The sequence below is a fragment of the Streptomyces sp. P6-2-1 genome (assembly GCF_050613165.1).
GTDB lineage: Bacteria > Actinomycetota > Actinomycetes > Streptomycetales > Streptomycetaceae > Streptomyces.
The window spans coordinates 7,182,509-7,205,496 of the sequence record NZ_CP192513.1 but is presented as its reverse complement, the minus strand read 5'-3'; the positions used below and the strand labels follow the sequence as shown (position 1 = coordinate 7,205,496).

Genomic DNA, 22,988 nt, shown 5'->3' with positions numbered 1-22,988 from the left:
ACGCCTCTGACCTGCACAAACAGGAAGGTAGTCTCATTGGATTCTCGCAACACTTACGAGAATCCCATTCCTTCAACGGAGCCGCAGGTCACACCCCTTCAGCTGCAGGCACCGCTCAAAACTCCCCTGGTCAGACGCGTTCCCTCACCCCTCTCAACTGTCCAACCCAAGTCACGGAACATCAGATCAGAGCTGCTGCGACCATCCGGCAAGAAACAAGAACTCACAGGCGTATACGGGCGGCGTAATGACCGACCAGACGACGCGTCACCTCGGGACCCAAAAACGCCGCACCGGTGGCCACGATCCGGACACCGCAGACCAACCGATCGAGCGGCGCGTCCTTCAGCAGGAAGCCACTGGCCCCGGCCCGCAAGGCCTCGTAGACGTACTCGTCCAGGTTGAAGGTGGCTACCACAAGGATCTTGACGGGCCTGCGTACCCCCGCACCGGCCAGCAGGCAGGTGGCTTCGAGGCCGTCGAGGACGGGCATGCGGATGTACATCACAACGACATCAGGCATGGTTTCCCGGACGAGTGCGACGCCGGACTTCCCGTCGCCGCACTCACCCACCACCTCCATGCCGGGCTGGGCATCGATAATGGTGACCAGGCCGGCGCGTACCAGCATCTGGTCATCGCACACCACAACGCGGATCGGCACGCTCACAAGGTGCCGACCGCCGGTACCCGGGCCCGTACGCTGAACCCACCGTCCGGCACCACGCCGGCAGTGAACTCACCGCCCAAGACCTCGACGCGAGCACGCAGCCCTTCCAGGCCGCGTCCAGCACCGATGACCACCGTGCCGCGTGAGCCACTGCCATCCATATCGACCTCCACGGTGACCTCCCCTCCCCGTGCCACACCCATACGAAAACCCGACCCCCGTGACGTACTTGAGGGCGTTGGTGAGTGCTTCCTGCACCACCCGGTAGGCGACGAGGTCGGCGCTGCCTGTCGAGGTGGGTGGGATGCCGTGTTCGGTGAATTCCACGGGCTGGCCTGCCCGGCGGGTCTGCTCGACCAGGGTGAGCACGCGGCCGACGGCCGGTGTTCTCGGCTCCTCGTGTTCCTGTCTCCCGGTGGGTTTCCCGGGGCCGGAGTCGGGGTTGAGCAGGTCGAGGAGGTGGCGCAGGTCGGCGAGGGCCTGGCGGCCGGTGTCGCCGACGGCGGACAGGGAGTGTTCCAGCCGGTCGGGAGCGGCGGTCAGGTAGCGGGCGGCCTCGGCCTGGACGACCATCGCGGTGACGTGATGGGTCACCACGTCGTGCAGTTCTCTCGCGATGCGTGTCCGTTCGGCGGTGCGGGTCTCGACGGCGATGTGTTCGCGGCGCTCCGCCTCCGTGAGACGCGAGGCGCGCAGCCAGGCTCCGGCGGCCCACGCCGCGGCCAGCAGGAGGTAGAACGTCGTGAACTCTTCCGGGGTCTCGCCGTCACCGCCGAGCCGTGCGACGGCGAGTGCGAGCGGTACGTAGGCGACGGTGAGGAGGCCGGCGGTGGTGCGCCGGCCGCGCTCCAGGCGGGATCCCGTACTGATCAGCACGAAGGGCAGGGCGGTGCCGGCCGCCGTGTGGTAGCCGCGCAGTTGGTCGAGGGCGAATCCTCCGGCCACCAGGGCGAGGCAGACGCCCGGCCAGCGCCTGCGGAACGCGAGTGGGAGGCATTCGAGGGCGAGGACGAGAGCGGCGAGTGCGTCGAGGGGGCGGGTCGGCAGATCGCCGAGTTCCGTCCCGTGACCGCTCAGGCCCGGCAGGAAGGGCCCGGCCAGGAGCAGGAGGGCGAGGGGGAGGTCGCGGGCGGTCACATCGAGCCGCCGCCAGGCCCTGACCACCCGCCGCATGTCCGTCACCGTGCGAGTGCGGCGAGGGCGTCGACGCGGTGGGCGCGCTTCATCGGGACGATGGTGCCGCGCCGGTACGCCAGCCACAGGAAGGCGAGCATCACCAGTGCGCCGAAGACCACCGCGTAGAGACTGGCCTCGGGGCCGAGTAGAGAGACTGGCCTCGGGGCCGAACTCGCCACCGGTGATCAGTTCGGTGCCCGAGGTCGAGGCGTTGAGCATCCGTGTGCGTCGCCGCTGCCCGACACCTCGGTGCCGAAGATACCGGCCTCGGCGAAGTTCCATCCGAAGTGCACGCCGATGGGCAGCCACAGGGAGCGGGTGGCCGCGTAGGCGGCGGCGAGCATGCCACCGGCCTCGACAGCGATGGCACAGGCACCCAGCAAAGTGGCATTCTCGTTGAGCAGGTGAGCCGCTGCGAACACCACGCCGGACAGTGCCAGAGCGAGGTACGTACCGAGGCCTCGTTCCACGAGGCGGAAGAGCAGGCCGCGGTACATGAGTTCCTCCGTGACGGCTGCGCCCGCCATGAAGCCGAGCAGCGCGAGGGCCCCGCTCAGCGAACCGTAGCCGTGCACCTCGTAGTCACCGAGGAAGGAAAGGTTCGCGATGACGCAGCTGAACATCACGATACCGATGAGCAGTCCGCGCAGGAGCGCCCCCTCGCTCCCTGCCCGGCCAGTTCGGTGACCAGGCGTCGCTCCGCGCGTCCCACGACCCACCGGTAGACGAGGACCGCGAGCACGACCGCTATACCGCCCAGCGGGATCGCGAGCCACGGGTTGTCCCGCACCCCCGTCAGTGCCCGGCCGCCGATCGCGCTGATCACCACGACGGCCAAGATCTGCCACACCAGTTTCACGACGACTCCCTGTTCGGTTCCGTTCCGGCCACGAGCGGGGCGCGGCGGCTGAACGCAACGGTAGGGAAACCTTGATCACGGATCGTCACCACAAGGGAGACAGTTGGGCGTAGCTCTCACGAGGGACAGACGAACGCACGGACACACCTCGGCCGTCGCGGTCCCAGTCCGCACGGAGGCAGGCTGACGGCACCACCCCGCTCTGTTCGTGGCACGGCGGAGTGAACTGACGTATGAGTCTGTCGTGTTGATAGCTCTGCTCCGCAACTCGGTTGCCAGGAGGGGAACATACGGTGACGCGGGCATTGACACCTCTGGTGGACGACCGTCACGCTCGACCTTGCTGACAACGTTGTCCGAGCGAGGCTGTCGTCGTCTCGCCGGGAGGTCATGAGGCCAGGAAGTGGGTGCGTGCCTGTGTTCGGGAGACCCGGCCGTGGACTCGCGGCGGTCATCGCCGCTCTGGTGCTGGTCCCGTTGGGCGGGCAGCCGCTCGCCGTCGCGGCCGGCGGTCCGTCGAACGATCCGCCACCGGCGGGCGGGTACTGGGCTGCCTCGTACGAGCCCGGCACGTCGCGGCCCGCCGGATTCCCGGCGGCGGGAACGACGCGTAACCTGCGGGGCGAGACGGCGAGTCCTACCGCGCACGTGACCAAGGCGCGTTCGGACCACGCGAACGCCACCAGTGTCGACGAGAACGTCAACGGTCTCTTCGACCAGGACAGTTCGACCAAGTGGTACGCGAGTGGCAGCGGCCGGCCGACGGGCGACCGGCCGGTCCACGTGATCTACGCCCTGGGGTCGGCGCAGGCGCTCTCGGGGTACTCCCTGACTTCTGCCAACGACGCCCCGCCCCGTGACCCCGCCGCCTGGACTCTGCTGGGCAGCAATAGCGCTTCCGCCGCCGAGAACGCCGACGACAGTTCGTGGAGCGCGCTCGACGACGAGAAGGGCCAGCGGTTCGCAGCCCGCGGGCAGAGCAACTTCTACGCGCTGGACGCTCCGCGCAAGTACCGCTACTACCAGCTGCGGCTGACGGACACCTGCGCCGAGCGGTGCGAGGGCGCGACGGGTGACCGCACCAAGCTCCAGCTCGCCGACTGGACCCTGCGCGGCCTCCCGGACGCGGCGACCTCGCCACTGGGCGTCTCGGTCGAGAACGCCGACTCGGGCGGAGCCGCCGACGGCTCGTACGCGCTGCGGTACGCGGGGCTGGTGCCGAGGTCGGGTCCGGCGAAGTCCTCGGTGGTACTGCGGTCCGGCCTCGACGTGCCCCTCGGCGAGGACGCGACGCTGAGCTGGGCGGTCCGGCCGCAGGACGCCGCCTCCGCTCACGTGAGCGTCGACCTCGTCCACACCGATGCGCATGGACGTCATCCCCGCGTCCTCACTTCTCCCGGCACCGGGCAGCGCCGCGAACCGGCGGCGGCCCCAAACGGGTGGAGCACGGTGTCCGTCGATCTCGGCGGTCTCGCCGGGAGGCGGATCACCGAGGTCAGGCTGCGCTACGACGATCCAGCGGCGAAGGCCGGTGCGAGGATCTCGGGCTGGATCGACGCCATCCAGCTCGGCAAGCCTCTTCTCGACGCGTCGACCACGTGGAGCTACCTCGACGCGCCGGGCGTCGATCCGGCGGCCGGGAACGCGGACCGTACTGCCTGGACCCGGCCCGGTTCCCCGCCGGGAGGCATCCCGTGGAAGACGGCCGCCGGTCCCTTCGGTGCCAAGAACCAGGGCACCGACCTCGGCCCGGACTTCCCCGTGCGTACGCGACTGAATCTGTACAAGGACGGCTCCGCGGGCGACACCGTCGAGGCGTACTTCTTCCGTACCGATTTCACCCTGGACCGGGCGATGATCGACGCGACCGGCGGGCTCGTCGGCAGCGTCGTGCACGACGACACGGTGACGATCTACCTCAACGGGCGGCGCATAGCGGGACGCAACGACGGGGCGATCTCGAAGAACCTCCAGTACCAGACCCCGGAGGGCACCTCCGGGCAGGGCGACCCCCTGCGCACCGCCTTCGTCGTCCCGGCCTCGGCCTTGCGCGCGGGCACCAACACGCTCGCCGTGGAGGTGCACCAGTGCGATCACACCAGCTCTGACGCCTACTTCCGCCTCGACTCCCTGGCCCCGGCCCAGGGCTCGCTGCCCTTCACCGACGACCAGCTCAGTAGCGTCCACGACTCCGATCGGCTGCCCGCCGCTCCCGACGGCGGCGACTACTTCACGTGGCTGCTGCGCTCGTTCACCCAGGCGCGGGACACGCACTCCCTCATGGGGGAGAACCAGGCCCTGCCCAAAGGCACGACCTACGACGAGCTGACCGCCCTGAACGACCGGACGGTCGTCGACATCAACAACGCGCCGGCCGACGCCAGCGACCCCGAAGTGCACGAGGCGCTGATCGACGGCAGGAGCAGCCCCTACCAAACGATGGCCGACGGCTTGGGAACGCAGCTCGGAACGCTCTACTCGCAGGCGCTGAAGAACGGCGAGCTGCCGCGTACCGAAGCGTTGTTGTCCGGCCGCGTCGAACACACACCGGACTCCTCGGCGGACTGGTACCAGACGGCCAAGAACACCTACCAGTACAAGCGTCCCTTTGTCCGTATGGGCTTCGGCGACGAGGACGGCCTCATCAAGCCGTGGGACAGCCGGGGCGGCTACGACGGCCTGGCGAAGGACGGCTCCTTTCCCAGCGGGCACACGAGCCACGGCTACGCACAGGGCATCGTACTGGCCACCCTGCTGCCCGAACTGGCCCCGCAGATCCTGGCCCGCGCCTCCGAGTACGGAGAGCACCGCATCCTGCTCGCCTTCCACTACCCGACCGACATCATGGGCGGCCGGATCGTCGGGGAGCGGACCGCGCAGGGCCGCTGGTCCGACCCCGGGTTCCGTACTCTGCTGGAACAGGCGCAGGACGAACTGCGGGCCGTGCTCGCGCAGAAGTGCCGCGAGTCGGGGGCCGGTGACAGCCTCTCGCGGTGCATCGCGCACGATCGGCCCTACCTGCCCACGGGCGAGGCGGTGGATGTTTACACCCAGCGGCTGACCTACGGATTCCCTCGGATCGGGCCGGAGGATCAGCCCCCGGCCGTGCCTGCGGGTGCCGAGGACCTCCTGCGCACCGCCCTGCCGAAGCTGTCCGCCGCGCAGCGCCGTACCGTCCTGGCCGCGACCCAGCTCCCGTCCGGGTACGCCCTCGACGAAGACGGCGCCCCGGGCAGCTGGCAGCGGCTGAATCTCGCGGCGGCGATGACCGCGATGGTCGCCGTGCACCGGGACGGGACCCTCACTGTCAACGGCGTCCACGTCAACCGGGAAGGCATGCCCACAGACGGATGAGCGGCGGAGGACGAGCGGCCCTGGTCGCGCGGGCGGCCCTGAAGAAAACCGCTATGTCGGAACCCTGCTCATGCCCGCCCCGGTCGGAATCCTGACCGGGGCGGGCGGGCCGAACGCCTCATCAGCCGCCCAGCCCGCCCGGACACCTCCGGCCGAGCGGCCAACGCCAGGGCTGCCTGCGGGCGTGAAGGCAGGGTCTCTTGACAACGCGGCGCCGCGAAGTCGGCCGAGGTCCAGGAGACCTTGTTGGCGCGGTTGTACGCGAACTTCCGCCTGACCAGTGAAAACCTCCCCCACGGGTGCGGGACAACAACTGCTCAGTAGGTGGTCACCAGGGGCTTGCCCTTTTCCACGACGTAGGTGGAGAGCATCATCGTTGTCTCTTTGCCGGTGTTGACGGCGTTGTGGATGACTTCGGTGGTGATGAAGAACGGGTCGCCTGTTCGCAGGTGGAGGGGTGGGCGGTGGTCGTCGAATTCCATGCGGACCTCGCCTCGTACCAGGTAGCCGACCTCCACGCCCGGGTGGCTGTGACGGCCCGAGGCCTCGCCGCACGGGATTTCCACGAGCGTCTGTGCGATGTCCCAGCCTGCCGCCGGTGAGGGGTGTTCCTGGAGGAGGACGCGCGTCACCTCGTCAGCCGCGGCGGCCGGTGAGGCCGTTGTGACGAGGGCGGCCATCGCCGCGCCCGTACCCGTCAGGACAGTTCTGCGATCCAGCATGAGGCGTCCCTTGTTCGCAGGAGCGTGTGTGCTCTTTCCGTGCACCGTAGGAGCACATACCCTCCCCCACGTCACCTTCTTGCAGGGTTACTCATTACGTGTGACGCCTGCGGGGCCGGTCGACGGGCGCGCGGGCCGGGATTACGGCAGCGGCTCGTGGTTGACCCACACGACCTTGTACGGATGACGGGACTGCCAGCGGGTGATCAGCTCGGCCACGCCCGGCACCGCGAAGCTCGCGGCGAGGGCCTCCGTGTCGGCGAAGCCGATGCGGACGACCGCGCTCGCGACGAAGACGGGGCTGTGCTCGTCGCCGGGGACGGGGACGTGGTGGCGGGCGGCGAAGGTCTCGACGAGGCCGGATTCCCGCAGCACGGTCTCCAGCTCCTTCAGATAGGCGTTCAGGTCGTCGTCGGGAATCGCGGAGTCGAAGGAAACGATCATCGTGTGGTGCATCATGCCCCCATTGAACGGGGAGTTTTCCCCGAGCGTCCAAGACCCCTTCGTTCTTGATCGATGCCTGCGTGGAATGGAGGGGTCGGTTAAGGTCGGTGCTATGGCGGAGATGGAGACGCGGGAGCTGGAGTACTTCCTCGCCGTCGCCGAGGAGTTGCACTTCGGGCGGGCGGCGGAGCGGCTCGCGATCGCGCAGCCCGCGTTGTCGAAGGCGGTGCGGCGACTGGAGGGGCGGCTCGGGGTGCGGCTGTTCGATCGGTCCAGCAGACATGTGGCGCTCACTCCGGCGGGCGAGGCGCTGGGCCGGGAGGGACGGCACGCGCTGGACGCGGTCGCCGCTGCCGCGCGGGCGGCGCGCCGGGCCGCCGCGCGCGAGACCCGGTTGCGGCTGGTGATGAAGCCCGGCGGGGACGCCGATCTGCTGTCAGGGATTCTGGCCGCGCACGCGCGTGTGGACGGTGCGCAGCAGGTCGACATCCTCTTCGGCGGGGCGACCGACCGTGCCGAGCGGGTGCGTACCGGGCTGGCCGATGTCGCTCTGCTGTACCTGCCCTTCGACGATGCGGCGGGGCTCGATCACGAGACCTTGCTCGTCGAGGACCGCGTCGCCCTGCTGCCCCGGAATCATCGTCTCGCCTCGCGGGAGCGGCTGACGCTTCAGGATCTTGTGGGTGAGACCCTGCCGCGGTGGCGGGGGGCGGGCTGGACGGGGGCGCCGGAGGGTGCCGTGCCGGGCCCCGAGGTCGTGGACGGACCGGAGATGGCGCAGTTGGTCAGGCTGGGGCGCACGCTCGCGTTGTTGCCGCGCTCCCTGGCCGAGCCCTCGCACCCGGATCTTGTCTGTCTCCCGGTGGTCGACGCGCCGCGCAGCGCGCTCGTCATCGCCTGGGCGGAGCAGGATCGTCGGCCGCTCGTGGCGGCGTTCGTACGGGCCGCCGTGGAGGCGGCGGGGACGCGGCACCGTGCGGGCGGGGAGGAGGAGTGAGCCCGGCCCGGGGAGGTGGTCAACTCCGGTCGCGTGATTTCCGCCGGACGTGTGGTCGGGGCCGGAAGGAACATGGGGGCCGGCGGGGAGGGGCAGGGATCGGGCTGTTCGTACACGCTCCACAGAACCGAGAACGCTCATGGGACTCATGCGTCCGCGCAGGACCGCCGTCGCTCTGGCTGTCGGGGTCGCTGCCTCCGGGCTCGTCGCGGCGCTGCCCGCAGCTGCCGCTCAGGGCGCGGCGCCGCGGCCGTCCGCCTGCCGGCCCGCCAACCACCTCGCGAAGATCACCGAGGGGCCGCACAGCGCGGGGCACCACCACTACCGGGTGACGCTCACCGCGCCGCGCGGGTACGCCTCGTGCACCCTCGCGGGTTCGCCCGTCGACGTGCGGTTCTCGCATGACGGGAAGGACAGTGGGCTCCGTGCCGGGCGGTACGGGGAGCAGGGGCGCAAGGTGGTGCTGGAGTACGGTCGCCCGGTGCACTTCGACATCCAGGTGCCGACGGACGCGCGTCAGGTGGCGGCCGACGAGGTCGGGTTCACGCTCCGGGCTCCGGGTGGGGAGATCCCGGGGACCTCGGTCGCGGACGGGAGCCTGAAAGTGGCGCGGGGGACAGTGGTCGGGCCCGTTCGGGCAGGGTGACGCGCGAGGCCCCCCCGGGGTGCTCCCCCGGGGGGGCCTCGCGTGCGTGGTGGGATCAGGCGACGTCGAAGCGGTCGAGGTCCATGACCTTGGACCAGGCCGCCGCGAAGTCCGCGGTGAACTTGTCGGCCGCGTCGTCGCTCGCGTAGACCTCGGCGAGGGCGCGCAGCTCCGAGTTGGAGCCGAAGACGAGGTCGGCGCGGGTGCCGGTCCAGACGACTTCGCCGTCGGCGTTGGTGGCCTCGTAGGTGCCGCTGCCGTCGGCGGCGGCGCGCCAGGAGGCGTCCAGGAGGTTGACGAAGAAGTCGTTCGTCAGGACTCCCGGGCGGTCGGTGAGGACGCCGGCGGTGGAGCCGCCGGTGTTCGCGCCGAGGACGCGCAGGCCGCCGACGAGGACCGTCATCTCGGGTGCGGAGAGCGTCAGGAGGTTGGCGCGGTCCACGAGGAGGTACTCGGCGGGGAGCCGGGCCGCCTTGCCGGTGTAGTTGCGGAAGCCGTCGGCGGCGGGCTCCAGGGCGGCGAAGGACTCGGCGTCGGTGTGTTCCTCGGTCGCGTCGACGCGGCCAGGGGTGAAGGGGACCTCGACGGCGTGGCCGCCGTCGGCCGCGGCCTTCTCGACCGCCGCAGTACCGGCCAGGACGATGAGGTCGGCGAGCGAGACGTGGCCGCCGGTCGCGGCGAAGTCGCGCTGGATCGCCTCCAGTCCTGTCAGGACGGTCGCGAGGCGCTCGGGGTCGTTGGCCTCCCACTCGCGCTGCGGGGCGAGGCGGATGCGGGCGCCGTTGGCGCCGCCGCGCTTGTCGCTGCCGCGGAAGCTCGACGCGGAGGCCCAGGCGGTGAAGACGAGGTCGGAGACGGAGAGCCCGGAGGCGAGGACCTTCTCCTTGAGGGTCGCGATGTCGGCCGCGGTGAGCGGGGTGCCCTCTGCGGTGGGCAGCGGGTCCTGCCACAGGAGGGTCTCGGCGGGCACCTCGGGGCCGAGGTAGAGGGACTTGGGGCCCATGTCGCGGTGGGTGAGCTTGTACCAGGCGCGGGCGAAGGCGTCGGCGAACGCGGCCGGGTCCTCGTGGAAGCGGCGGGCGATCGGCTCGTAGACCGGGTCGAAGCGCAGGGCGAGGTCGGTGGTGAGCATGTTCGGCGCGATCTTCTTCGCCGGGTCGTGGGCGTCGGGCACGGTGCCTTCGCCCGCTCCGTTCTTCGGCTTCCACTGGTGGGCGCCCGCGGGGCTCTTCGTCAGTTCCCACTCGTAGCCGAAGAGATTGTCGAAGAAGCCGTTGCCCCACTGGGTGGGGGTGCTGGTCCAGGTGACTTCGAGGCCGGAGGTGATGGCGTCGGCGCCCTTGCCGCTGCGGAAGGTGCTGCGCCAGCCGAGGCCCTGCTGCTCCAGCGGGGCGGCTTCGGGGTCGTCGCCGACGAGGTCGGCGTCGCCCGCGCCGTGGGTCTTGCCGAAGGTGTGGCCGCCCGCGATGAGTGCGACGGTCTCCTCGTCGTTCATCGCCATGCGGCGGAAGGTCTCGCGGATGTCGCGGGCCGCCGCGAGCGGGTCCGGGTTGCCGTTGGGGCCTTCGGGGTTGACATAGATGAGGCCCATCTGGACGGCGCCGAGGGGCTCTTCGAGCCGGCGGTCGCCGGTGTAGCGCTCGTCGCCGAGCCACGTGGTCTCGGGGCCCCAGTAGACGTCGTCCTCGGGCTCCCAGACGTCTTCGCGGCCGCCGGCGTAGCCGAAGGTCTCGAAGCCCATCGATTCGAGGGCGACGTTCCCCGCGAGGATGAGGAGGTCGGCCCAGGAGAGGCTTTGACCGTACTTCTTCTTGACGGGCCACAGCAGGCGGCGGGCCTTGTCGAGGTTGGCGTTGTCGGGCCAGCTGTTGAGGGGGGCGAAGCGCTGCTGGCCGGCGCCCGCGCCGCCGCGGCCGTCGCTGATGCGGTACGTACCGGCGCTGTGCCAGGCCATGCGGATGATGAGGGGGCCGTAGTGGCCGAAGTCGGCGGGCCACCAGTCCTGCGAGGTGGTGAGGACCTCTTCTATGTCGCGCTTGACGGCGGGGAGGTCGAGGGACTGGAACGCGGCGGCGTAGTCGAAGTCCTCGCCGAGCGGGTTGGCGACCGGGGGGTTCTTCGCCAGGATCTTCAGGTTGAGCCGTTCCGGCCACCACTGCCGGTTGCCGCCGCCCTGGGTCGGATGGGGTGCGCGGGCGGTGTGCGCAACGGGGCAGCCGCCGGACTCCTCTGTCTTCGGGTCGGTGACGATGGCGTCGTGGTTCTCGGTCATGGACATCCTTCCGGACCTGTGCGGTTCCTTGGGTACGTGCGGGAGTGCGCGCGGGGGCAGAGGTGTGGTGGGTGTCCTGTCCTGGGCCTCCGTGTCGCCTCCGGCTCGTACCGGAGCCGATCCTACGATGGACTTTGTCCAAGTCAAGAAAAAACCTACCCGGTGCATGACAGGTCCGGGGGCGAAACGACGGCGAAACGACGGCAGGGGCGCGCGGCAGGGGCCGGGCGCCGGGGCGGGCCGGTGGCGCGGTCCGTACGGCCTCTGCGGGGAGGCCGGCGGGCCCGCGGTCAGGACGAGGCGCGGATCACGAGTTCCGGGTCGAAGACCACCGCGACGGGCTCCGTGGCGCCGGTCTCGATCTGGGTGTGCAGGAGGCGCGCCATCTCCGCGGCCATCTCCTCGACGGGCTGGCGGATCGTGGTGAGGGGCGGGTTGGCGGTGACGGCGGCGGTGCTGTCGTCGAAGCCGACGACGGAGACGTCGGCGGGGACGCGTCTGCCGCGTTCGCGCAGGACCTGGCAGGCGCCCTGCGCCATGAGGTCGTTGGCGGCGAAGACACCGTCGAGATCGGGGTGTTCGTCCAGGAGGCGGCGCATCGCGGTCTCACCGCTGGCGAAGGTGAAGCCGCCCTCGGCGTACGGGACCCAGGCGCGTCCCTGGCGGGCCATCGCCTCGCGGAATCCGGTGAAGCGCTCCTGCCCCGCGAGGACGTCGAGGGGCCCGGTGATGGTCGCGATGGCGCGCCGTCCGCGTGCCAGGAGGTGGGCGGCGGCGAGTGCCGCGCCGTCACGGTGGGCGAGGTCGACGTAGCTGAGCGGGACGGGCAGCGCGGGGCGGGCGAAGAGGACCGCGGGGACGCCGGTGTCGGCGATGCGGGCGGGGAGCGGGTCGGCGGGGTGCGTGGTGACGACGAGGGCGCCGTCGGCGCTGCCCTGGCGCAGGTACGCGATCGCCTCGGCGCGGGCCGCCTCGGTCTCGGCGAAGAGGAGGACGGGGTGGAGCGAGTGCGGCCGCAGGTAGCCGATGATGCCGCTCACCGCGCGGCCGAAGAAGGGGTCGGCGAAGACGCGGGCGGCGAATCCCGGGTCCGTGTCCTCGCCCTCGACGCCCGCGCCGGAGACGACGAGGGCGACGGTTCCCGCCTTGCGGGTGACGAGGGAGCGGGCGGCGCGGTTGGGCGTGTAGCCCGTGGCGGTGATCGCCTCGCGGACCGCGCTCTGGATGCCGGGGTCGACATTGCGCACGCCGTTGACGACGCGCGAGACGGTGGCCCGGGACACCCCGGCGACGCGGGCGACGTCCTCCAGGGTCGCGGCCCGGCCGCGGGTCTGCGGCTCTCTGCTCATGGGAAGCAGCGTAACCCCTGGGAGAGCGCTCTCCCCTCCCTTCGCCCGAACCCACGCCAAAACGCTGCTCAGCCGGCTCGGCGAGGCCCGGAATGCCGTCAACTCCTCGTGGGCGGACGGCTGGAGCGACGATGGCATCACGGAAACATGACGTTCATCTTCTCTTGACATGCCTTCGACGACAGCGGAACACTCCCGTTGGGAGAGCGCTCTCTCACATCCGTCACCCCGTTCCGCCCGGCCCCTGACGACGGGGCGGGACGGGGGCGGGTGAGGGCGCTCCTCCTCCACACCCCCACGGACAACAGGAGGTCTCCGCATGTCGAGGAGATCGCGTTTCCGCAGATCGGCCTACGGGTCGGGACTCATGGTCACGGCGGGACTGCTCGCCGCGACGGTGGGGCTGGTGCTTCCGCAGGCGTACGCCGGTGACCAGTCCTCCGCTTCGGCCCCCAGCTCGCAGGCCGCCGCCTCCACCTCGTCGCACGCCGGGATGAATCACGCGCAGGCCGCTCCCCGGGCCTTCGGTGACGACCCCGACGGCGACGGCTACATCCCCGCCGACCCGCCGGTCAGCGCCGAGCCCTCACAGGCCAACCCCCCGCACCGCTACTTCCACGAGTTCCAGGCGCACTGCTCGGTGACGCACACCGCGCCGGACGACCCGATCGTCTTCCCCGGTCAGCCGGGCGCCTCGCACGACCACACGTTCATGGGGAACGTCTCCACGGACGGCAACTCCACGACCTCGTCGATGGACGCCGCGGAGGGCACCACCTGCGTGGCCCCGGGCGACAAGTCCGGGTACTGGATGCCCTCGCTCTACAAGGGCGACACGAAGATCCTCCCGGTGGACGTCCAGACCATCTACTACAAGTCGGGCGTCACCGACTACACCAGCGTGCGGCCCTTCCCGAAGGGCCTGCGCTTCCTGGTCGGCAGCCCGATGCAGAGCGCGGAGGAATTCCGCAACCACAAGGGCTTCGTCGAGGGCTGGGAGTGCGGGGAGAGCTACTTCAACACCGAGTTCCCCGCCTCGTGCCCCACCGGTCAGGATGTCCAGCTCAACATCCGCTTCCAGGCCCCCAGTTGCTGGGACGGGAAGTACCTGGACACGCCCGACCACACGAGCCACATGGCCTATCCGGTGGTGAAGACGGGCACGAACGACAACGTGTGCCCGGCCGACCACCCGGTGGCGCTGCCGATGATCGAGTTCAAGATGGCGTGGCCGGTCAACGGTGACACGTCCGATCTGCGGCTCGCCAGCGGCGCGGCGCACACGTTCCACTACGACTTCTTCAACGCGTGGGACGACGCGACGCTCGCCGCGATGGTCGACCACTGCATCGTCGGTGGCCTCCAGTGCGACCCGCGGGGCTACGACGAGACGCATCCGGAGGAAGGCGCGGCGCTCGACGAGAACTACGAGTTGCCGAGCTGAATCCGGTAGCGCGGCGCCGGGGTGGCGCACGTTCACGGGGGGGGCCACCCCGGCACCGAACCGCCGAACCGGTGCGTCACGCGCCGTCCTCGGCCGGTAGGCACCAGCAAGTCCCGTCTCCCCCTTCCCCTTTCCTCCCTTCACTTCCCCCCACTCCCCCACCCACGGACTCCGGAAGGAGCCTCCTCTCCCATGCGCAGAATCACCCGCACCCGCGCTCCGCTCGCGGTGGCCGCCGCCCTCGCCGGCGCGGCTTTCGCCCTGCCCGCCCCCGCCGCCCACGCGGCCGGTGACGTCGTCAAGGTCACCGGTTCCCAGGGGAACTGGCAGCTGACCGTCAACGGGCAGCCGTACACCGTCAAGGGCCTCACCTGGGGCCCCTCGCCCACCGATGCCCCGCAGTACCTGCCCGACGTGGCCTCGATGGGGGTCAACACCATCAGGACCTGGGGCACGGACGCCAGCAGCAAGCCGCTCTTCGACGCGGCGGCGGCGAACGGCATCCGGGTCGTGGCCGGTTTCTGGCTCCAGCCGGGCGGTGGCCCCGGCAGCGGCGGCTGCGTCGACTACCTGACCGATACGACGTACAAGAACGACATGCTGGCCGAGTTCCCGAAGTGGGTGGACACCTACAAGGACAACCCCGGCGTGCTGATGTGGGACGTCGGCAACGAGTCGGTGCTCGGGCTCCAGAACTGCTACAGCGGTGACGCACTGGAGGCGCAGCGGGACGCGTACACGTCGTTCGTCAACGAGCTGGCCGTGAAGATCAAGGCCGTCGACCCGAACCACCCCGTCACGTCGACGGACGCGTGGACGGGTGCCTGGCCGTACTACAAGAAGAACACCCCGGCGCTCGACCTGTACGCGGTCAACGCCTACCAGGACGTCTGCGGGGTCAAGGACACCTGGGAACAGGGCGGTTACGACAAGCCGTACATCATCACCGAGACCGGTCCCGCCGGTGAGTGGGAGGTGCCGGACGACGCGAACGGGGTGCCCGACGAGCCGGACGACGCGGCGAAGGCCGCGGGCTACACGCGGGCCTGGCAGTGCATCACGGACCACGAGGGGGTCGCGCTCGGGGCGACGATGTTCCACTACGGGACGGAGTACGACTTCGGCGGGATCTGGTTCAACCTGTTGCCCGCCGGGGACAAGCGGCCCTCGTACTACGCGGTGAAGGAGGCGTACGGGAAGTCGACGGCGGACGACAACAAGCCGCCGAAGGTGGACGCGCTCCAGGTCGAGGGCGGGACCTCGGCGGTCGCCGCGGGCAAGCCGCTGACCGTGTCGGTGCCGGCGAGCGACCCGGACGGTGACGCGCTGAGCTACGAGGTACAGGTGGGGTCGAAGTACATCGACGACGCCTCCGCGCTCACGACCGTCGACGCGGAGGATCTCGGCGGCGGGAAGCTGAAGGTGACCGCGCCGGACCGCACGGGCGTGTGGAAGCTGTACGTGAAGGTCAAGGACGGCAAGGGGAACGTGGGCGTCGGCACGACGTCGCTCAAGGTCGTGGCGCCGCCGGTGGGCGGGACGAATCTCGCGCTCGGCAAGGCGGCGACGGCCTCTTCGTTCCAGTCGGACCCGACGGGCGGCTGCCCGTGCGGGCCCGACAAGGCGGTCGACGGTGACGCGGCCAGCCGCTGGGCGAGCGACTGGAGCGACCCGCAGTGGCTCCAGGTCGACCTGGGCGCGCCGACGGCGTTCCGGCACGTGCAGCTGGACTGGGAGTCGGCGTACGCGAAGGCGTACACGATCCAGGTCTCGGACGACGGGAGCGACTGGCGGACCGTGCACGAGGAGACCGCGGGCAACGGCGGGATCGACGACTTCGACGTGAGCGCGACGGCCCGCTACGTGCGGGTGAACGGAACGGAGCGCGGGACGGGGTACGGGTACTCGCTGCACGAGTTCGGGGTGTACGGGGACTGAGGGCCTCTTGTCGCGGTACGGGGCCCGGTGGCCGCGTACCGGTGCGTGAACCGCGCCGCTGAGGCGGTGGCGCGGCGCCGGGCGGGTCTCCCCGCTGCCGTCCGGTGCGTGGGCGGGTGTGGTGGGCCGGAGGACGGCTGACCGCACCCGCCTTGCGCGTTCGCGGTACGTTCCTTCACTTCTTGGTCACAAGCAGTCGGCGAGCGAACGTTTTTCGCCACCTCCTGAAGGTGTCTCTGGCTGGAAAATCTCCCCAAGTCCGCGCGGAGAAAGTGTTATCCAGGCTTTTTCGACCGGTCGGTGCAGGTGCTGTAACGCCCAAGTGAAGGGACCTTGTGCACAACTCTTGACGCTATCCAGGGGGTGGGAGAACGATCTCCGAAGAGCGCCGAACTTCGCGCTCACTTCCCACCCGCACTGTTTGTGCACCACCGCGTCGGCACCCGTGTGCCCGCGGTGACTCATGCCCAGGAGACCGACATGGCTGTGTCCCTGAGTCCGGGAGCCGTTCGCGGCGCCCGACCACCTCGAAGAACCCTCGTGGGAGTCGTCGTACTGGCCCTCGCGGCCGCCCTGCTGGCCCTCGTGCCGGCGACGGCGGCGCACGCGGCGCCCGTGCTGCTCTCGCAGAACAAGAACGTCACCGCCTCCAGCGAGGAGAACTACGGCACCCCGGCGACCGACGCCGTGGACGGTGACAACGGCACGCGCTGGTCGAGCGCGGCATCCGATCCGCAATGGATCACCGTGGACCTCGGCGAGACGGCCTCGGTGAGCCAGGTCGTGCTGCGCTGGGAGACGGCGTACGCGAAGGCGTACCGCGTGGAGTTCTCCTCCGACAACCAGAACTGGACATCGAAGTACTCGACGACGAGCGGCAACGGCGGCACCGAGACGCTGGACATCAGCGGTGACGCGCGCTACGTGCGGGTCTACGGGACCGAGCGGGCCACGCAGTACGGCTACTCGCTGTGGGAGTTCCAGGTGTACGGCACGACGGGGGGCGGTTCGAACCCGGGTGGCCCGATCACCGGGGGCGGTGACCTCGGCCCGAACGTGAAGGTCTTCGACCCCTCGACCCCGAACATCCAGGGGCAGGTGGACTCGATCTTCCAGCAGCAGGAGTCGGCGCAGTTCGGCGACGGGCGCTACCAGTTGCTGTTCAAGCCGGGCACGTACAACAACCTGAACGTGCAGCTCGGGTTCTACACGTCGATCTCGGGGCTCGGCCTCAAGCCGGACGACACGAGCTTCAACGGTGACGTGACGGTCGACGCGGGCTGGTTCAACGGCAACGCGACGCAGAACTTCTGGCGCTCGGCGGAGAACCTGGCGCTCACGCCGGTGAGCGGGGACGACCGCTGGGCCGTCGCGCAGGCCGCTCCGTTCCGCCGGATGCACATCAAGGGCGGGCTGAATCTGGCGCCGGCCGGCTACGGCTGGGCGAGCGGCGGGTACATCGCGGACAGCAAGATCGACGGCGCGGTCGGCCCGTACTCGCAGCAGCAGTGGTACACGCGGGACAGCACGGTCGGCGGCTGGACCAACGCCGTGTGGAACATGGTGTTCTCCGGGGTGGAGGGCGCGCCTGCGCAGTCCTTCCCCGACCCGCCGTACACGACGCTGAACAACACTCCGGTCTCGCGCGAGAAGCCGTTCCTCTACCTCGACGGGAACGACTACAAGGTGTTCGTCCCGGCGAAGCGGGAGAACGCGCGCGGGGTGTCCTGGAACGGCACGCCGCAGGGGCAGTCGGTGCCGCTGAGCCAGTTCTACGTGGCGAAGCCGGGCGTGTCGGCGGACACCCTGAACCAGGCGCTCGACCAGGGGCTCAACCTGCTGTTCACGCCGGGCATCTACCACCTGGACAAGACGGTGAACGTCAACCGGGCGAACACCGTGGTCCTCGGTCTCGGCTACGCGACGCTGATCCCCGACAACGGGGTCACGGCGCTGAAGGTCGCCGACGTGGACGGGGTCAAGCTCGCTGGCCTGCTGCTCGACGCGGGCGCGGTCAACTCGCCCTCGCTCCTGGAGGTCGGCACGGCGGGCTCGCACGTGGACCACGCGGCGAACCCGACCTCGGTCCAGGACGTCTTCGCGCGGGTCGGTGGCGCGGGTCCCGGCAAGGTCACGACGGCGTTCGTGGTCAACAGTGACGACACGATCATCGACCACACGTGGATCTGGCGTGCCGACCACGGGGCCGGCGTGGGCTGGGAGACCAACCGCGCCGACTACGGCCTGACCGTCAACGGCGACGACGTCCTCGCGACGGGTCTGTTCGTCGAGCACTTCAACAAGTACGACGTGCAGTGGAACGGTGAGCGCGGGCGGACGATCTTCTTCCAGAACGAGAAGGCGTACGACGCGCCGAACCAGGCCGCGATCCAGAACGGTTCGATCCAGGGGTACGCGGCGTACAAGGTCGCGGACTCGGTGACGACGCACGAGGGCTGGGGACTCGGCAGCTACTGCAACTACACCGCCGATCCGGGCATCAAGCAGGATCACGGCTTCCAGGCCCCGGTGAAGCCGGGCGTGAAGTTCCACGACCTGCTGGTGGTCTCGCTCGGCGGGATGGGCCAGTACAACCACGTCATCAACAACACGGGCGGGGCGACGAGCGGGACATCGACGGTGCCGTCGACGGTCACGTCGTTCCCGTAGGAGCCGTGTGGCCGAGAAGTGGTGAGTGAGTGAGGCGGCCGGTCCTTCGGGGCCGGCCGCTTCGGCGTGCGCCCGGGGTGGGGTCAGGCGGCGGGGACGGTGTCGTCCTGCCAGCTGGTGAGGCCGTCGGCGAGGTGGAGGACGCGGTCGGCGAGGGCGAGGAGCTGGGTGTCGTGGGTCGCGACGAGGGCGGTGACGTGTTCGCTGCGGACGACGGCGCGCAGGAGTTCCATGACGGCGAGGCCGGTGTCGGCGTCGAGTTGTCCGGTGGGTTCGTCGGCGATGAGGAGGGCGGGGCGGTTGGCGAGGGCGCGGGCGATGGAGACGCGCTGGCGCTGGCCGCCGGAGAGTTCGCCGGGGCGCTGGTTGGCGTGGTCGCCGAGGCCGACCAGGGAGAGGAGCATCGAGACGCGTTCCTCGCGCGCGGCGCGGGAGACCTTGCGCAGGCGCAGGGGGACCTCGATGTTCTCGGCGGCGGAGAGGATCGGGACGAGGCCGAAGGTCTGGAAGACGAAGCCGACGCGTTCGCGGCGCAGCGCGAGCAGGCCGTTCTCGTCGAGGGCGGAGAGGTCGGTGTCATCGACGACGATGCGGCCCGAGCCGGGGGTGTCGAGCCCGCCGACGAGGTTGAGGAGGGTCGTCTTGCCGGAGCCCGAGCGGCCGCGCAGAGCGATGAGTTCGCCGCGCGGGAGGTCGAAGCTGACGCCGCGCAGGGCGTGGACGGCGTTCTCGCCGCTGCCGTAGGAGCGGTGGAGGTTCTCGACGCGGACCATCGGCGTGGTGGGGGTGGTGGTGTCGTTCTCCGGCATGGTGTCCCCCTGCGGCGGTGGTGCGCGCGTGGCGATGGTGTGCGGGCGCTGGTGAGGTGCGGGCGGCGGTGTCGCACGCCGGGCGGGGCGATGGTAGCAGCGGGCTTTTCGGGGGTGGGGCGGTATGCGGGGCGGCGGCGAGGGGAAGAGCGCGGCGGTCACAATAGCGTGAAGCTTTACCCTGAGGCTCTTCATCGGGGGTGACGTGACCGGATAGTTTGCGGGTCGCGGTCCCCGTTCGGTGGCCATTTTTCTCTTTGCACCCCGGGGGCGGGAAAAGGTTGACGCTCTTCGTTCTGCTGCGCCTGCGCGCGCACCGGGTCCTCATGGGCGCCTCGCTCGTCGTGGTCCTGCTCGCGACGACGCTCCTCGCGACGCTCGCGCTCTTCGCCCAGTCGGTCGGTGACGGGGCGCTGCGGCACGCGCTCGGCGATCAGGGGGGTGCGGGAGCGGCGCTCGTGGTGAGCGCCGAGGTACCCGCCGGTCAGGAGAAGGCCGCGGACCGGGTGGTGCGCCGTGAGGCGGCAGCGAGTTTCGACGGGCTCCCCGTGACGGTGCGGGCCTTCACGCAGTCGGGTACGTACGCGCTGCCCGCCGGGCTCGGTGGGCGCCCTGCGCCGGGCGGCAAGCCGGACCTGACGCAGTTCGCCGCGCTCGACGCCTCGCGGGTGCGGGTGGTGGCGGGGACGCTGCCGCACGGTGCCGCGGCGTCGGGGCCACTCCCTGTGGCGTTGCCGCAGCGCGTCGCGCGGCAGTGGGACCTCAAGCCCGGCTCCGTGTTCGATGTGACCGACAGGGCCGGGGGGAAGAGGCTCGCGGTGCGGGTGACGGGCGTGTACCGCCCGGCGGACACCACGGACCCGTACTGGCAGGCCGATCCGCTGCGCGGGCGCGGGGCGCGCACCGTCTCGTTCACGACGTACGGGCCGCTCGCGGTGAGTGCGCGGGCGGTGGCCTCGGGGCGGCTCGCCGCGGGGACGTCGTCCTGGGTGGCCGTCGCGGACACGCGGGGGGTGCGGACCGGGGACGCCGGCGCTCTGCGGCGGGCTTCGGTCGCGGGAGCCGAGCGGCTGCGCGGTGCGGCGGCGCTCGGCGGGAACGCGCAGGTGCGCGACGGGGTACCGGCGCTGCTCGACCGTTTCGCGACGACGCTCGGGGTCTACCGTTCGACGCTGCTGATCGTCGCTGTCCAGCTCGTGCTGCTGGCGCTGTGCGCGCTGGTCCTGGTCGCGCAGTTGCTGTCGACGGAGCGGGCGGGGCACACGGGGCTGTTGCGGCACCGGGGGGCTTCGCGGGCGCGGGTGGTGGGGCTCGCGGGCGCGGAGGCGCTGGCGGTCGCCGTGCCGGGGCTCGTGGTGGCGCCGTTGCTCGCGGGGCCTTTGGCGCGGTTGCTCGTGGAGCGGTCCTCGCTCGCGGACAGCGGGCTGCGGCTCGCGTACGGGGCGACGCCGCTGGTGTGGCTGGTGTCGGTGGGTTTCGCCGTGGTGTGCGGGCTGGTCCTGACGGGCGCGCTCGCGGCAGGGAGCGGGGCGGGGCGGGGCCGGGCGGGGGCGTTGCCGGGGTTCTTGCGCGCGGGCGCGGATCTGGGCCTGCTCGTCGCGGCGGGGCTCGCGTTGTGGCAGCTCACGAGGCAGGGGCCGCGGGAAGGCGGCGGGGCGGGACCGGACTGGTTGCTCGTGGTGGCTCCGGCGCTCGCGCTGCTCGCGGGCACGGTGCTCGTGCTGCGGGTGGTGCCGCTCGCCGCGCGGCTCGCCGAGCGTCTCGCCGCGCGGGGCAGGGGGCTGCCGGGTGCGCTCGTGGCCTGGCAGTTCAGCCGTCGTCCGCAGCGGGGCGCGGGCCCTGTGCTGTTGCTGGTCCTCGCGGTCGCGATGACGCTCCTGACGGTCGCGCAGAGCGCTTCGTGGAGCGGGGCGCAGGACGATCAGGCGGATTTCCGGGCGGGTACCGGGGTGCGGGTCGTCGATCCGACGTCGGGGCTCGCGGGTGACGCGGGGACGTACGGGGCTGTGCCGGGGGTGCGGGCGGTCGCGCCGGCGAACCGGGCGTCGGTGGATCTGCCGCAGGGGGGTGGGGCGACGGTGCTGGCGCTGGACACCGCGCACGCGCCGGACAACTTGCTGTTCCGTGCGGACATCGCGCCGGGCGAGGGCGCGGTGAAGGGCCTGCGCGTCGCCGGGGACGAGGCGCGGGCGGGGCTGGCGCTGCCCGCGGGGACGCGGCGGCTCGCGCTGCGGGTGCGGTGGGAGGACAGCCGTACGGGCAAGGCGCCCAAGGGCTTCGCTCCGGCGCTCACGGTGACGGTCAGGGATGCGCAGGGGCAGCCGTACGTGCTGTCGGCGGGGCGGCTCGGTGGTGGTGGCGCGGTGCGTACGCAGTCGGTGGACCTGGTGCCCGAGGGACGGGACGTGCCGCGCGGCAGGCTGTGGCTGAGCGGCTTGCGGGTGTCAGGGGAGCTGCCGCCCGGTCTCGACGCGCGGGTGCGGCTGAGCGTCGAGCGGGTCGGGGCGCTGACGGGTACGGGCGCCGGTGCGGGACGGACCGTTGCGGTGCCCGATGGCTTGCGGTGGCAGGGCACGAGTACGCCGGTGGTGGAGCTGACGCCCGGGCGTGCGGTGCCGTTGCGTCCCGAGGCGGCCGCGGACAGGCCGCTGTCGGTGACGGCGCACCTCGCCGCGCCGGGTGGGTCCTCGTGGGCGTCGGCCGCGGGGACGGGCGTCGATCTGGAGGTGTGGGCGGGCACCGGCAAGGCTCCCGCCGCGGTGCCCGCGCTCGCTTCGGAGGCGTTCTTGACGGCGGCGCACGCGAAGCGGGGTCAGACGCTGACGGTGCCCGTGAACGGTACCGAGGTGCGGGTCCGGGTCGTCGGCACGGTCGCGCACGTGCCGACGACCGGGGACGAGGCGGCCACGACGGCAGGGGCCGCGGACGCCGCCGCGGCTTCCGGGGCGGATTCCTCCTCCGGCGCGGAGGCGCAGGAGGAGGGTTCGGGCGGGGACGAAGCCGACGTCGCCCTGCTCGTGGATCTGCCGACGCTGAACGCGGTGCTCGCGGGGGCGGGAGCGACGCCGCTCCCGCCGACGGAGTGGTGGCTCAGTACGGCGCGGGGGCGCGCGGCGGCGGTGGCCGCGCGGTTGCGGGACCGTCCCGGCAGTGACCCCGCCGATGTCCTCGTACGGGACGAGGTGCGGGAGACCCTGGTCGGTGACCCGCTGGGCGCGGCGCCCCGTACGGCGTTGTTCGCCGCCGCGCTGGCGGCCGCGGCGATCGCCGCTGTCGGGTTCACGGCGGGGGCGATGGGCTCGCTGCGGGAGCGGCGCTCGGAGCACGCGGTGTTGCGCGCGCTCGGGCTCCCGGGGCGGAGGCTGGCCCGGCTGGCCTTCTGGGAGCAGGTGCTGCTCGTGGGGGTGGGGCTGGGTGCGGGTGTCGTGCTGGGGGTCGTGCTGAGCAGGTGGCTGGTGCCGTTGACGGTGCTGACCGCGCGCGCGGCGCGGCCGGTGCCCGGGGTGCTCGTGGACCTGCCGTGGGGGCGGGCGCTGCCGCTGCTCGCGGGGATCGCCGCACTGCCCCTGCTCGCGGTCGCGCTGTTGTCGACGCGCCGTACCCGGATCGCGGATGCGCTCCGCCGGCTGGAGGACTGA

General features: G+C 71.2%; 14 protein-coding genes and 2 pseudogenes. 7 read left to right on the top strand and 9 right to left on the bottom strand.

The features are described 5' to 3' along the window. Positions 1-229: 229 nt before the first annotated feature. The 4 genes and pseudogenes from ACQYWQ_RS30265 to ACQYWQ_RS30250 all read right to left on the bottom strand — a co-directional run. Positions 230-670, bottom strand: a pseudogene (locus tag ACQYWQ_RS30265) (response regulator); the annotation flags it as partial. After that, positions 667-1,843 (bottom strand): annotated as a pseudogene (locus ACQYWQ_RS30260) (sensor histidine kinase). The pseudogenes ACQYWQ_RS30265 and ACQYWQ_RS30260, both read right to left, overlap by 4 nt. A 188-nt stretch (positions 1,844-2,031) precedes the next feature. Further along, a complete protein-coding gene (locus tag ACQYWQ_RS30255) occupies positions 2,032-2,469 on the bottom strand; it encodes a lysostaphin resistance A-like protein (protein WP_431039410.1) in 438 nt (145 codons plus the stop codon). Further along, a complete protein-coding gene (locus tag ACQYWQ_RS30250) occupies positions 2,469-2,705 on the bottom strand; it encodes a hypothetical protein (RefSeq protein WP_431038996.1) in 237 nt (78 codons plus the stop codon). The genes ACQYWQ_RS30255 and ACQYWQ_RS30250 overlap by 1 nt, the downstream gene beginning before the upstream one ends. Before the next feature lie 411 nt (positions 2,706-3,116). Between ACQYWQ_RS30250 and ACQYWQ_RS30245 the strand changes: the two genes are divergently transcribed. Beyond that, entirely contained in the window at positions 3,117-6,059 is a 2,943-nt protein-coding gene (locus tag ACQYWQ_RS30245) for an acid phosphatase (RefSeq protein ID WP_431038995.1), read from the top strand. 317 nt (positions 6,060-6,376) lie between these two features. Here ACQYWQ_RS30245 and ACQYWQ_RS30240 read toward each other — a convergent pair whose 3' ends face one another. Together ACQYWQ_RS30240 and ACQYWQ_RS30235 are read right to left on the bottom strand one after the other, a co-directional pair. Then, on the bottom strand, positions 6,377-6,781 hold the full coding sequence (locus tag ACQYWQ_RS30240) for a cupin domain-containing protein (protein WP_431038994.1): 405 nt from the start codon (positions 6,779-6,781) through the stop codon (positions 6,377-6,379). A 141-nt stretch (positions 6,782-6,922) separates the two neighbouring features. Next, complete coding sequence (locus ACQYWQ_RS30235; RefSeq protein WP_431038993.1) at positions 6,923-7,240, bottom strand: hypothetical protein; 318 nt, start codon at positions 7,238-7,240, stop codon at positions 6,923-6,925. 97 nt (positions 7,241-7,337) lie between these two features. On the opposite strand from ACQYWQ_RS30235, the gene ACQYWQ_RS30230 reads away from it, so the two are divergent. Together ACQYWQ_RS30230 and ACQYWQ_RS30225 are read left to right on the top strand one after the other, a co-directional pair. Continuing rightward, positions 7,338-8,222 (top strand): LysR family transcriptional regulator, encoded by an 885-nt coding sequence (locus ACQYWQ_RS30230; protein ID WP_431038992.1) that lies wholly within the window; start codon positions 7,338-7,340, stop codon positions 8,220-8,222. A 139-nt stretch (positions 8,223-8,361) separates the two neighbouring features. Beyond that, positions 8,362-8,868: a DUF4232 domain-containing protein gene (locus ACQYWQ_RS30225; protein WP_431038991.1), complete on the top strand. Its 507-nt coding sequence runs from the start codon at positions 8,362-8,364 to the stop codon at positions 8,866-8,868. Positions 8,869-8,923: 55 nt separating this feature from the next. Here ACQYWQ_RS30225 and katG read toward each other — a convergent pair whose 3' ends face one another. Next, positions 8,924-11,140 carry a catalase/peroxidase HPI gene (gene katG, locus ACQYWQ_RS30220; protein ID WP_431038990.1) on the bottom strand — a complete coding sequence of 739 codons (2,217 nt, stop codon included), beginning with the start codon at positions 11,138-11,140 and terminating at the stop codon, positions 8,924-8,926. A gap of 290 nt (positions 11,141-11,430) precedes the next feature. After that, on the bottom strand, positions 11,431-12,489 hold the full coding sequence (locus ACQYWQ_RS30215) for a LacI family DNA-binding transcriptional regulator (protein WP_431038989.1): 1,059 nt from the start codon (positions 12,487-12,489) through the stop codon (positions 11,431-11,433). 367 nt (positions 12,490-12,856) lie between these two features. Here ACQYWQ_RS30215 and ACQYWQ_RS30210 point away from each other — a divergent pair, with 367 nt between their 5' ends. The 3 genes from ACQYWQ_RS30210 to ACQYWQ_RS30200 all read left to right on the top strand — a co-directional run bounded on the left by ACQYWQ_RS30210 (position 12,857) and on the right by ACQYWQ_RS30200 (position 18,541). Next, positions 12,857-13,933 carry a DUF1996 domain-containing protein gene (locus ACQYWQ_RS30210; protein ID WP_431039409.1) on the top strand — a complete coding sequence of 359 codons (1,077 nt, stop codon included), beginning with the start codon at positions 12,857-12,859 and terminating at the stop codon, positions 13,931-13,933. 192 nt (positions 13,934-14,125) lie between these two features. Further along, entirely contained in the window at positions 14,126-15,871 is a 1,746-nt protein-coding gene (locus ACQYWQ_RS30205) for a discoidin domain-containing protein (protein WP_431038988.1), read from the top strand. A gap of 480 nt (positions 15,872-16,351) precedes the next feature. Beyond that, entirely contained in the window at positions 16,352-18,541 is a 2,190-nt protein-coding gene (locus tag ACQYWQ_RS30200) for a discoidin domain-containing protein (RefSeq protein ID WP_431038987.1), read from the top strand. An 83-nt stretch (positions 18,542-18,624) separates the two neighbouring features. Here ACQYWQ_RS30200 and ACQYWQ_RS30195 read toward each other — a convergent pair whose 3' ends face one another. After that, positions 18,625-19,350, bottom strand: coding sequence for an ABC transporter ATP-binding protein (locus ACQYWQ_RS30195; protein ID WP_431038986.1), 726 nt, complete (start codon positions 19,348-19,350; stop codon positions 18,625-18,627). A gap of 281 nt (positions 19,351-19,631) precedes the next feature. Between ACQYWQ_RS30195 and ACQYWQ_RS30190 the strand changes: the two genes are divergently transcribed. After that, positions 19,632-22,988 (top strand): FtsX-like permease family protein, encoded by a 3,357-nt coding sequence (locus ACQYWQ_RS30190; protein ID WP_431038985.1) that lies wholly within the window; start codon positions 19,632-19,634, stop codon positions 22,986-22,988.

Excerpts from the sequence above, each read along its gene's own strand:
- ACQYWQ_RS30255 (WP_431039410.1), bottom strand. The coding sequence starts at position 2,469 with ATGTTCAGCTGCGTCATCGCGAACCTTTCCTTCCTCGGTGACTACGAG.
- ACQYWQ_RS30240 (WP_431038994.1), bottom strand. The coding sequence starts at position 6,781 with ATGCTGGATCGCAGAACTGTCCTGACGGGTACGGGCGCGGCGATGGCC.
- ACQYWQ_RS30235 (WP_431038993.1), bottom strand. The coding sequence starts at position 7,240 with ATGATGCACCACACGATGATCGTTTCCTTCGACTCCGCGATTCCCGAC.
- ACQYWQ_RS30230 (WP_431038992.1), top strand. The coding sequence starts at position 7,338 with ATGGCGGAGATGGAGACGCGGGAGCTGGAGTACTTCCTCGCCGTCGCC.
- ACQYWQ_RS30225 (WP_431038991.1), top strand. The coding sequence starts at position 8,362 with ATGGGACTCATGCGTCCGCGCAGGACCGCCGTCGCTCTGGCTGTCGGG.
- katG (WP_431038990.1), bottom strand. The coding sequence starts at position 11,140 with ATGACCGAGAACCACGACGCCATCGTCACCGACCCGAAGACAGAGGAG.
- ACQYWQ_RS30215 (WP_431038989.1), bottom strand. The coding sequence starts at position 12,489 with ATGAGCAGAGAGCCGCAGACCCGCGGCCGGGCCGCGACCCTGGAGGAC.
- ACQYWQ_RS30210 (WP_431039409.1), top strand. The coding sequence starts at position 12,857 with ATGGTCACGGCGGGACTGCTCGCCGCGACGGTGGGGCTGGTGCTTCCG.
- ACQYWQ_RS30205 (WP_431038988.1), top strand. The coding sequence starts at position 14,126 with ATGCGCAGAATCACCCGCACCCGCGCTCCGCTCGCGGTGGCCGCCGCC.
- ACQYWQ_RS30200 (WP_431038987.1), top strand. The coding sequence starts at position 16,352 with ATGGCTGTGTCCCTGAGTCCGGGAGCCGTTCGCGGCGCCCGACCACCT.
- ACQYWQ_RS30195 (WP_431038986.1), bottom strand. The coding sequence starts at position 19,350 with ATGCCGGAGAACGACACCACCACCCCCACCACGCCGATGGTCCGCGTC.